The sequence below is a fragment of the Nocardia sp. NPDC060255 genome, assembly GCF_042727395.1.
In the GTDB taxonomy this organism is placed as follows: Bacteria; Actinomycetota; Actinomycetes; order Mycobacteriales; family Mycobacteriaceae; genus Nocardia.
The window spans coordinates 65895-77062 of the sequence record NZ_JBHXAU010000038.1 but is presented as its reverse complement, the minus strand read 5'-3'; the positions used below and the strand labels follow the sequence as shown (position 1 = coordinate 77062).

The following is an 11168-nucleotide window of genomic DNA, read 5'->3' as shown; positions in this document are numbered from 1 at the left end:
CCTCCCCCACAACCGGGCCCCAAAAAAAAAATTCCCCCCGGTGGGGGGGGGTGTGCGCTATTTCCCCCCCAAACCGCCCACAGTCTTTTCAGCTCCTGGGCAGGGTCGCGGTATGTTCGGCCTTCACTGCCTGCAGGTCCTGCGGGTTGAGGGCGAGACGTGTCATCGTGGCCGCGCACCCGCGCAACGTCTCGGTCAGGAATCTTCGCGCCGGGCTGCGGGGTCGGGTAGGTCCGCTGGCGCACGGTCGGCGACAGGCGTGGTTCGAGCGGCCAGGATGGCGAGTAGGGCAAGGATGGCGATGGTTGTCCCGAGAGTTACCCATCCGGTGCCCAGGGCGAGGCCGTCGGCTCGAGAGGACGCGAGCCAGTCGGTGATCGACGCACCGAGGGGGCGGGTGACTACGTAGGCGGACCAGAATGCAGTGACCACACCGAGCCCGCCCCAACGGTGCGCGACGGCCGGGATAGCGATGGCGATGGCGAACACGACGGCCGACGTCAGGTAGCCAAGGTGCAGTGTTACCGCGGTCAGGTCGCCCGCGACAGTGCCCAGTGCGAAGGTGGCCATGACCGTCGCCCAATAGAACCCCTCCCGGCGCCGGGTCGTGATGCTGTGCACCGACAGTGTCTTCTCGCTGGCATACCAGAGTGCGAAAATCACCGCGAGGATGACCGCGAACACTAAAGTCGCTGCCAGCAATGGGATTCCGATGATGAAGCTGGTGATGTCGGCGACCATGGTTCCGAAGATGCTCACCATCACCACCGCTGACCAGTAGGTCCAGACGTGGTAACCACTGGCACGGAATTGGGCGATCAAGCTGATGACCAGTACCAGCCCGGCTAAGCCGACAGCTATCTCGGGTACGAAATGGGTGACGAGAAAATCAGAGAACGTCTCCCCCATCCCGGTGGTCAGAATTTTGATCACCCAGAACAGCACGGTGATCTCGGGAACCTTGGCGGACAACGATCTAGCTGGCGGAGCAACAACACCGGTCTTGCTTGTCATGCGCGCCAGCGTCGCAGCCCGCCGCTGAGGACCCACTGAGAATGTGACACACGACACCCCCGTTCAGTCGGCCCTGCCGATCGAGTGGGGCACCCGACGATCCGGCACGGCGGCAACCCTTTTCGTATCCACGGCACGGCACAAACGGGCCCACCGCAGCGGGTTGTGATCGTAAGTCGGTTCGCAGCGTGGCGGAGCCGGTGGGTCGCTGTGCTGTGGCAATGTGCTGGGCAATGATGCCCACGGCCAGCTTGCCGATATGCCGGAACCTCATCGCATGACTTCTTCGTCGAACGGATCCCGGTGCAGCACACGGTCACCGGATCAGATGCGGCCACGGCGACCATGCACATACTGCCCGGACGGGTTGGCTTTGGTCGCAAGGACCGCCGACTTGGGCGCGCCCTTCGGGTTCATGGTGAACACCCCGCTGTAGACGTCGCTCGAGTCGGACGGGTGATTGGTGGTCACCGCGAACAGCGGACGAAACTGCTTGGTGCCGACCACCGCGAGCCCGTCGTAGTCGCCGAGGAAGTGGCCCCAAGTGGCGTACGGCGCCTTCAGCCAGTCGAAGACCGGAGATATCTGCCGCTCGCCCGGGCATGCCTCATCACCGCGGGCGAAGGTGAGCAGGAATTCTGCGGTCGGCACGGTCGTGGTGTCGCCTGGCTTCAGGTTACGCAGATCCTTGTATGTGAGAGCCACATTGCCATCGTGATCGACCACGATCGACGGGGTGAACGCCGGGGCGGTAGGCACCTGGCTCATCAGCATCGGCTTGGTCCAGGTCGCGCCACCATCGGAGGAGGTGACCATCTCGATCTGGTCGAACTTGCCTGCGCTGAAATCGCTGCCCTCATAGGTCGCGTACAGCTTGCCGGTCTTCGGGTCGATCGCCGCGCTGAGGAGATTGGCGCCGGCCCGCAGCGCCTTGCCGGCGTCGGTCGGCGCGTTCGGATCCAGCTCGGCGACCGAGGTATCGGGGGTAATCGCGGTCGGCTTGCTCCAGGTCCGGCCCTGGTCGGTCGACTTCACGAACGCGAAATGCACGTCCGAGGTTGTGGTGCCCGCCGGGTCGGTGTAGCTGATCGAGTCGAAGAAGTCGTAGAGGCTGCCGGTGCGGGCGTCGGCGACGACGATGTTGCCGATGGTCTGCGTGTTGGGGGTCACGCTGGTGTCGACGAAGACTGCGGGCTTGGTCCAGGTCCGGCCGTGGTCGTGGGTGATCGAAATGAACGCCGGGCCGTTCAAGGAACTGGTGGTCTGATCGAGCCGGTCCCAGACCTGATAGGCGTAGCCAGGATGGTTCGGGTCGGCGGTCACCGAGTTCTTGTCGTTGCCGAACTCGGCCGAGGTGTCCTGAATGATCGGCTGAATGTCCGTCCAGGACTTGCCGTCATCGGACGAGGTAGCCGCAGCGACGGCGGTGCTCGGGTCACTGACGTTGAACACCAGGCCACTGGCATAGGCGACCCCGTCGGGCCCGTAACTCACCCAGACGTCGGAGGCCCGTTCGTACTTCAGCCCATGGTCGGCGCCGCCCGCGCAGGTATCGAATGGTAGCGCGGATTTGGTGAAGTGTTTGCCGTCGTTGCTGTAGCTGGTGCCCAGGCCATGCGAGCCGCCTGCCGCGGACCACCGGTCCTGCTGGTAGGACGCGATCGTGCGTCGGGGGTTGCGCGGGTTGACCGCGACCCATGGCTCGGCTTCGGAGCCGATCTGGGCGACCGCGCCAGGGCTGGCGCCGACCGTGCATCCGGCGAACAGACTCGGCCCCGCCGAAACCGACTCGACGTGGCGGTTGGCCGAGACCGACTCCACGGATTGGTTATCGGAGCCATCGGCCCACGCGGTCCCACCGAGCACCGCGGTAATGGCGATCGCCGCAGACAGGGCCAGCGGTATTTGTGACTTCATCGAAATTCCTCCATAAAATCAAGCGCCTGCACGCGCCATCAGCGACCAGCAGATATGTTCCGCCAGCCCCCAGAAAAACGATAAGATGCGCGGCGCTGGATTCCCCAATTCCCCACTTCCCCCAATTCCCCAACTATCAAAAGGTTTCCGGCACCATCCACGCCTTCGCCTACAGTGCCAGGGCCGGGAAGGGCCGAATCATATTGACGTGTGGAAGGTACTGCGATGACCACCTCGTCCGCCGGTGTGGGTGATCCGATAGGCCCGTCACTGAGTGCGTGGCGGTTCGTCGCGGTGTTCGGCACCCGGATACGCGCTTACGGTCATCACCGTCCCGGTGTTGGGCATCGCTGGAACATTGTGGGTCGCATGCCTTCTCGTGATCGGCGAACGGGTCGGCAAAGCCGTCCGCAGCCCGGCCAAAGACACCATCTTGTCCCATGCGACCGCAGTCACCGGTCGCGGGCGCGGGTTCGCCGTACACGAGGCCCTCGATCAGATCGGCGCCGTGATCGGGCCACTCACCGTCGCCATAGTCCTGGCCGGCACCGGCGGCAACTACACCCCTGCCCTGGGGATCTTGGCTGTTCCTGGTGTCGGCGCGCTCGCCCTGCTGATTTGGCTACGACTGCGCGTGCCAGAGCCGCACCGCTACGAGCACACCGAACCCTCGTCAACCACGCCGCGCCACGAACAGCAGATGATGAGGCTGCCGCGACGATTCTGGCTGTACTGCGGATTCACCGCGACCACAATGCTCGGGTTCACCTCCTACGGGCTGCTGTCGTTCCACATGATCGAGCACGGAGTTCTGCCGGCCGCCGTCGTCCCGGTCATCTACGCCGCCGCCATGGCAGCCGATGCCTTCGCCGCCTTGGCGTCGGGCTGGATCTACGACCGATTCGGCGCGAAAACCCTTGCGCTGCTACCTGTTCTGTCCGCGGTAGTGCCAGTGCTCGCCTTCACCGACAATGTCGGGCCAGTCATCGCCGGAGCCCTGGTCTGGGGTTCAGGGATCGGCGTACAGGAGTCCACCTTGCGCGCCGTCATCGCCGACCTGGTACCCCCCGGCCGTCGCGCCACGGCCTACGGACTATTCGCCGCAGCCCTCGGCGCGGCGACCGCTGCGGGCGGCGCACTGACCGGCTGGCTCTACGACACCTCGACTACCACACTCATCGCCGTGATTGCCGGAATCCAAGCCCTAGCCCTGGCATTGGCCATCGCCGCCTTCTACCTCACCCCGCGATCTCCGCGATAGCGAAAACCGTTGTGGCACGTTCCTGCCGAACGCCTCGCGCCAGTTGGCGGTTCAGATCGCGAAGCTGGCCGGGCTCGTTCGGCCTCGAGCTGGTGGGCTTTGGGCCTATTGTCCGTTAGACGGGTGCTTTGCTGGCCACAACTCGATGGTCGAGAGATCGAGAAGGTCGAGATTATGCAGCGAATTCTGCTTCTGAGCGGTGCCGATAATGGGCTCACTCGGCGTGCGGCCCTAGCGCTGCGCCGAGCTGGGCGGACGGTCCAGGTAGCGGTCGTGACAAGTGGGCAGGATATGGAGGTCGCGGTCGCGGGCGGCACCTTCGATCTGGTCATCTGCCCGTTCCTGAAAGCCCGGATCCCGGAAGCCATCTATCGAAAATGGACCACCGTGATCATTCATCCCGGCCCGGTCGGTGATCGAGGCGCGCATTCGCTGGATTGGGCGATCAGTGACGCAGCACCGGTGTGGGGTGTGACCGCGATGTCGGCGGTCGAGGAGCTGGATGCCGGGCCGGTCTGGGCAGCAAGAACTTTCGAGCTTCCGGCGGCGCGGAAGTCGGCGGTGTACAACACGGTTGTCGCCGACGCGGCGGTGGAATGCGTGCTGGAGGTCGCGGACAAGGCGGCCGACCCGGCGTTCGAGCCGGTCGACCAAGCCTCGGTGAAACGGCGGGTAGCCGGTACCGGAGCGCGGCCGAGGATGCGGCAAGGCGATCGAGGGTTCGATTGGGCCGCTGATCCGGAGGTGATTCTGCGGCGGATCCGCGCTGCGGATGGCTCGCCCGGGGTGTTGTCGATGATCATGGGCTGCGCTGTCTACCTCTATGACGTCCATCCCGGGCGGACAGGCAGCGTCGATGTCGAACCGGGCACGGTGGTCGGTCGCCGCCACCATGGCGTCGAGATCAGTTGCGGGGCAGGGCACAGCGTCTGGATCGGACATCTGCGCGTCGAACTCGGTGCCGGATGGTCGTGCAAAGCTCCAGCTGCTACGGCGTTGGCGGCGGCGGGGCTGTCGTTGAATTCGGTCGCGCTCGACCGCAGCGACATGTTCTCCGACATTCGCTACGAGCGCACCGGACATGTCGGCACCGTGACATTCGAGGCCTACAACGGAGCCATGACCGCGGATCTGTGCCGCCGGTTGCTGGCCGCCATCGGTACGGCGGCTCGCCAAGATACCCGGGTACTGGTCATCCGGGGACGCGGGGGCGCGGTGTTCAGCAATGGCCTGCATCTGGGCGCCATCGAGATCTCCGACGATCCACCAGGGACGGCGTGGCGCAATATCAAGGCGCTGAACGCGGTGTGCCGGGCGATCCTGTCGGCGACCTCGCAGGTCACCATCGGTGCGTTCACAGGATCCGCGGGGGCGGGCGGGGTGATGCTGTTGCTGGCGGCCGACGTGGTTGTTGCGACGAATCGCGCGTTACTCGATCCGCATTACGCCACCATGGGACTCGGCGGATCCGAGCTGCATACCTATACCCTGCCGCGGCGAGTCGGCACCGAGACCGCGCAACGGTTGCTCACCGAATGCGGGACGATCGATACCATGGACGCTCGTGCGATAGGCCTGATCGACCAGATCTGTCCCGACGAGGGATTCGACCGCACACTGGCCGACCTGGCCCACCATTACGCACAGCCCGATCAATGGCGTAAGACAACCGATCGCAAACGGGAACGACTCGCGCGCGATCTCACCCGAAAACCACTCGACGCCTATGAACACGAAGAGCTGGGAGAGATGGCGCGCAACCTGTTCGACGACAGTCTCGGGTTCGCGGCCAAACGCTCGGCGTTCATGAACAAGCCCGCGCGCGGCAACCCTGACCGACAACCAAAGGCGCTACCCCACAGTTGATCTCGCCGCGATACCGGCGCGCGCTACATTCAGGGTCGGTCTGCGGGCAGGTCGAGGACTGCTGAGCACAAGGCTCAGCTCATTCCATGGGCGAAACGGGGCACGGCCGTCGATCCCGGTGCGACTCTTCCCCGACACATCGCGCAGCATGGCCTGAAGTTGTGGAGGCTCGGCGGGTGTGCTGTCGATCTTCCCCGGCATCATCGTGTTGACCGCGGTACTCGGGCTGCTCGGCCCCGCCGCGACCTTCGCCGGCCAGGACCAACTGAAAACAGGTTCTTCCACCGTGGATCACCCGACACCACGCTCCCCGATGCGGACGCGATGCATTCGCGAGGTCATGTGGCGGGGTTCGGCAGGAAGCCGACCTCGGTCAAATAGTCCAGGTGGCGATCGATCAGCTCGGCTGTCATCGGGGGACAGACTATTCCGGAACCGGACAGAGCTCGGCGGGTGGTGGTGTCGTCCCACTCGCTGGTCTCGGTACCGGTCGTCTGGCTGAGGATCAGGGCTCGGGCCATTCCCAGATCGGTGAGAGCGGCCTCGCGAAGTTCTGTGACGAAGTCCTCGGGTGAGACTATCTCCACAGGAAAACCTTTGATGCGCAGGCGATCCAGGATCACTTCGAGTGTGATCGAGGTGTGGTTGACCAGGTGGTGCACCGGTGGCTGCCCACCGAAGGGGCGGTGCTGCCCGACGGTGTGGGCGATCGCGGAGGCCACGTAGTCGGCGGGGACCAAGCTGATGGCCGCGTCGGTGATCGACGGTGCCACACCGAGGCGGACGATGGCGCGGACGATCGTCCAGAAGGCGTCGTCGGTGCCGGTCGCGCCGGTCGCGGTCGCGCCGCAGATGCGGTCGGGACGGTGGATCACCACCGGCAGGCCGCGTGCGGCAGCCTGAGTCATCAGGACTTCGGCCACCCACTTGCCGAGCACATAGCCGTCGGAATGGCGGGGCAGGCCGGGCACAATCTCGCGGATCGGACTGTCTTGTCCGGCCACTACCGAAGTGGTCGATACGAAATGCACCGGAATCGCGGCACTTCGGCACGCAAGCCGCAGAATCTCCACGGTGCCGGTCACATTGGCCGCGCGCAGCCGCTCGTAGGGTTCGGCGTGATTGACCCGCGCTCCATTGTGGACGATGGCATCGGTGGTGTCGGCCAGGCGTCCGTAGTCGGCGGCATTGAGGCCGAGTCGCGGTGCGGTGAGATCACCGGGCGCGGCCTCCACGTTCCGCATGGTGTCCGGGCTCCACAGCCGATGCCGCCGCAATGCCGACTCGACCCGCCCCTGAGCCGCCACCGATCCGGTCGCTCGCACCATGCACCGCACCCGCACATCCAGCCGGTTCACCAACTCGTGCACCAGATACGCGCCGAGAAACCCACTCGCACCGGTGAGCAGAACCGTTCGAAGCTCACTCGATCGCAGAGCGCCGGGCACGACGGCCGGATCGAGCGCGGTGTCCGCCAACGCACGCGCGGCCACCGGCGAGCGACTCCGCGAGGTGCTCAGCGGTCCGCGCAGCTCCTCCAACGATTTCGGGCGTCCCTGCAGACCCATTTTCCACCCCGCCAGCTCACCATCGGCACAAGCCGAGGCTATGACTCAGAATCGTCGGTCGCCAGACCCGGATTTCTCTGCCCCTCGCCTTGGCGTCGGGCCCAGCACAACCGACCGCGAATGGGCCGTTGAGTGAATTCCGCTGCCGCGCAACATACAAGGGCACCGAGCAGACGCCGCCGGTCGGCCGAGACTGCGGCGCCACGATGCTCGAAGGCGCTGCGCGTGGTCGCGAGCGACCAGCCGATATCGGTCGCATTCAGCTCGGGATGCGCCATGACATACACGCGCAGTTCCCACGCCCGCGCCCGCAACGCCGACGGCGTCTTGCTCGATATCGGCGGCCGAAACGAGTAGGCCGTCAGCGACTTGGGGTTGTCCGCCGGCATCACCGTCGGCGGCGTTGCCGCGAAATGACCGGCCTGTCAACGCGATTCGGCTTTGCGGCGAATTGGCGAAGCCCGCCACATCTGGACGTCATATTTGCGTCACATGGCCAGTTCGATTGCCGAGATTGTCCGCCAATCCATAAGCACAGCAACTACTTTCAATTCTAATTAGCCAACGCTATCGAAGGTGTTCGGAGATGTGGTTCGAGGTACTGGGACCTGTCAGGGCCTGGCGGGGCAGGGTCGAGGTCGATCTCGGGTCGCCGCAGCAGCGGGCGGTGCTCGCGATGCTGTTGCTCGACGTGGGGCGCCCGGTGAGCGTCGATCGGCTGGTGGACGGGCTCTGGGGTGACACGCCGCCCCGGCACGCGTCGCAGGTGGCACGGACCTATGTCTCGCGACTGCGCAAGATCCTCAATGTGCCGGGTACGCTGCTGTTCTCCGAGGTCAGTGGCTACGCCCTGCGTCCGGACGAGGATTCGTTCGATCTGCCCGTCTTCGAGGACGCCCTTGCGGTCGCGGACGAGGCGCAGGCCGGTGGCGATCTCGAGCGCGCCGATCGGGTGCTCGGTGCGGCCTTGGCGTTGTGGCGCGGCGAGCCGCTGGCCGGTATCGCCGCGCCGTGGGCCGAGGCGCCGCGCGCCCGCCTCATCGAGAAACGATTGACGATCCGGGAGCAGCGCTGCCGGATCAGATTGGAATTGGGCCGCCACGCACAGGAAGTGGCGGAATTGATGGAGCTGTGCCGTGCGCATCCGTTCCGGGAACGGTTGCGCGAGTTGCTGATGCTGGCGCTGCACCGATGTGGCCGAACCGCGGAGGCGCTCGGCGTCTACGCCGACACCCGCAAACTGTTCGCCGACGAATTGGGTATCGCTCCAGGCCACGGGCTGTCCGCACTCCATGATCGCATTTTGCGAGACGATTCCACCCTGCTCGTGCGCACCGGAGTCGAGCGCGCCGTTATTTGTGTTCCGGCGCAGTTGCCTGCTGGCGCAAGAGATTTCACTGGACGCACCGAGGCCGTGACGGCGTTGCTCGCGGCTGTCTCCGGTGGTGGCGCCGCCGTGGTGTCGGGCATGGGCGGAGTCGGGAAGACTGCTCTCGCAGTGCATGTCGCACAACTGGTGACCGCCGAGTTCGACGGCGGCCAGCTGTACGCGAATCTCCGTGGCGCGGCGGCGGATCCGGCCGAACCGGCGAGTGTGCTCGCGGCATTCCTCACCGCGCTCGGCGTGGCCGAGACAGCGATTCCGCGCGGGCTCGTCGAGCGGGCCGCGCTCTACCGGTCGATGCTGGCGGGTCAGCGGGTGCTGGTGGTGCTGGACGACGCGCACGATGCCGCGCAGGTCCACCCGCTGGTGCCCGGCTCGCCTGACTGTGCGGTGCTGGTCACGAGCCGTGCTCGCAGGACCGTTGTCGACGGTGCGTTCCCGCTGCATCTGGATGTCATGCGGCGAGACGAGGCGGTGGCGCTGCTGCGCGCGGTGGTCGGCGCGGGGCGAGTCGACGCGGAACCGGCCGCGGCCGATGAACTGATCGATGCCTGTGGCCTGCTGCCGCTGTCGCTGCGGTTGGTGGGCGCCAGGCTGGCGGCGCGCCCTGGCTGGTCGGTCACCGATGTCGTGGCTAATCTCGTCGGCGGCCAACGGATTCCGGGTGCGGAGGTGGAGGCGGTATTCGAGCTCAGCTATCGGCAACTCACCGTTGATCAGGCCGGGGCATTCCGGCGACTTGCGGTCGTCGACGGTCCCGACTTCTCGCTGGAGGCCGCTGTCGCGATACTGCGTATCGGGAATGTCGAGACCCAGGAGCTGCTGGAATCTCTGGTCGACGCCAGCCTGCTGGATTCGCGGGCCTTCGGCCGGTACTACTATCACGATGTCACGCGTGCCTTCGCGCACCTGCGCCTGCGCGGGGACGAGACGCAATCCACGCTGCGGCGGCTGCTCGACTTCTATCTCGCCACCGCGTGCACGGCATTCGAACTGGCGGTACCCGGCGACCCCGTCACCGAGATCGCTGCCCCGCCGCAATGTCCTGGGCTACCGATCCCCGATGCGGCCAGCGCGCGGGCCTGGGTGGTGCTGGATGCCGACAATATTGTCGCCGCCGTCTGTCAGGCCGCCGCCGCGGTCGATCGCGACTGGGACGCGGTGCGCATCGCGGTGGATCTGCTGGTCGTGCTGTGCCCCTACAACCACGTGATTCGATATGTCCGACTGGAACCCGCGGTGATGACCCTGTGGCAGGCGGTCGGCGCGCACCCGGATCTCGATCCGCGCGTGGCGGGACGCATTCATTTCCTGCTGTCGATGGCGCACCTGGGTTCGGGAAGGCCGACGCTTTCCGAAGCCGCTGCGTACCAGTCGATCCGCTCGTGCGAGGCGGCCGGGGACACCGCCATCTGTTGCCAGGCGCTGAACGTTCTCGGTCGGATCAACCGCAGGCGGCGGCGATACGAGGAGGCGCTGCGACACTATCGGCGAACCCTCGAGCTCGCGCGCGCGGCCGGACACCGTTCGATCGAAGCGATCACGATGGCCAATCTGGCCGCGGTCCTGATAGATCGCGGTGACCCCGCCGATGCCGTGCTGAGCTGTGAACGCGCACTGGCCACCGCCACCGCCGTCGAGGACGTCAACGCGCGCATCTACGCCATGCACACCCTGGGAATCGCGTTGCACCGCTGCGGTCGTCATCAGGACGCCGCGGATATGCAGGGGCGGTGCCTGCAGGCCGCGGCCGAGACCGGGCTGACCCGATGGCAGGCTCACGCGCGGTTCCAGCTGGCGAATGCGCTGATTTCGCTGGGCTGCCCGGCCGAGGCGGCATCCCATGCCGAGCAGGCCCTGGTGCTGTGCCGTGAGCTGAGCGATCAGGTGGCCGAGGCCGCTGCGTTGACCAGTATGGCCGACGCGCTGGCGGCCACGGGCGACGTCAATCGCGCCCGCGCCTGTCTGCGCAGCGCCCACCGGATCTTTCGCGATCTGAGCATGCCCGCTGCGGGGGATACTCTGCGGCGGCTGCGTGAACTCGGCGATCCCATTGATGATGGGAGCGAGGGCGCACGGGCGGAGTTGATCACCGAGGATTAGCTTTGCGCCCCGGGCGTTCCCAGACCGGCTGACCCCCAGTCCTTCGCGGTCGGGC

The 11168-nt window shown here is 66.0% G+C and carries 6 protein-coding genes and 1 pseudogene; 3 read left to right on the top strand and 4 right to left on the bottom strand.

Annotated features, from left to right (window positions below):
• Positions 1–195: 195 nt before the first annotated feature.
• Positions 196–1014, bottom strand: a complete 819-nt coding sequence (locus ACFWF1_RS41115; protein ID WP_379283630.1) for a hypothetical protein — start codon at positions 1012–1014, stop codon at positions 196–198.
• A 324-nt stretch (positions 1015–1338) separates the two neighbouring features.
• Entirely contained in the window at positions 1339–2931 is a 1593-nt protein-coding gene (locus ACFWF1_RS41110) for a sialidase family protein (protein ID WP_379283629.1), read from the bottom strand.
• A gap of 307 nt (positions 2932–3238) precedes the next feature.
• On the opposite strand from ACFWF1_RS41110, the pseudogene ACFWF1_RS41105 reads away from it, so the two are divergent.
• Both ACFWF1_RS41105 and ACFWF1_RS41100 read left to right on the top strand, forming a co-directional pair.
• Positions 3239–4192, top strand: a pseudogene (locus ACFWF1_RS41105) (MFS transporter); the annotation flags it as partial.
• Positions 4193–4291: 99 nt separating this feature from the next.
• Entirely contained in the window at positions 4292–6058 is a 1767-nt protein-coding gene (locus ACFWF1_RS41100; RefSeq protein ID WP_379322274.1) for an enoyl-CoA hydratase-related protein, read from the top strand.
• A gap of 338 nt (positions 6059–6396) precedes the next feature.
• Here the strand turns inward: ACFWF1_RS41100 and ACFWF1_RS41095 are convergent, their stop codons facing one another.
• Together ACFWF1_RS41095 and ACFWF1_RS41090 are read right to left on the bottom strand one after the other, a co-directional pair.
• On the bottom strand, positions 6397–7626 hold the full coding sequence (locus ACFWF1_RS41095) for a thioester reductase domain-containing protein (protein ID WP_379283627.1): 1230 nt from the start codon (positions 7624–7626) through the stop codon (positions 6397–6399).
• 38 nt (positions 7627–7664) lie between these two features.
• Positions 7665–8015 carry a hypothetical protein gene (locus tag ACFWF1_RS41090; RefSeq protein WP_379283626.1) on the bottom strand — a complete coding sequence of 117 codons (351 nt, stop codon included), beginning with the start codon at positions 8013–8015 and terminating at the stop codon, positions 7665–7667.
• A 197-nt stretch (positions 8016–8212) separates the two neighbouring features.
• On the opposite strand from ACFWF1_RS41090, the gene ACFWF1_RS41085 reads away from it, so the two are divergent.
• Positions 8213–11113 (top strand): BTAD domain-containing putative transcriptional regulator, encoded by a 2901-nt coding sequence (locus ACFWF1_RS41085; protein WP_379283625.1) that lies wholly within the window; start codon positions 8213–8215, stop codon positions 11111–11113.
• Positions 11114–11168: the final 55 nt, after the last annotated feature.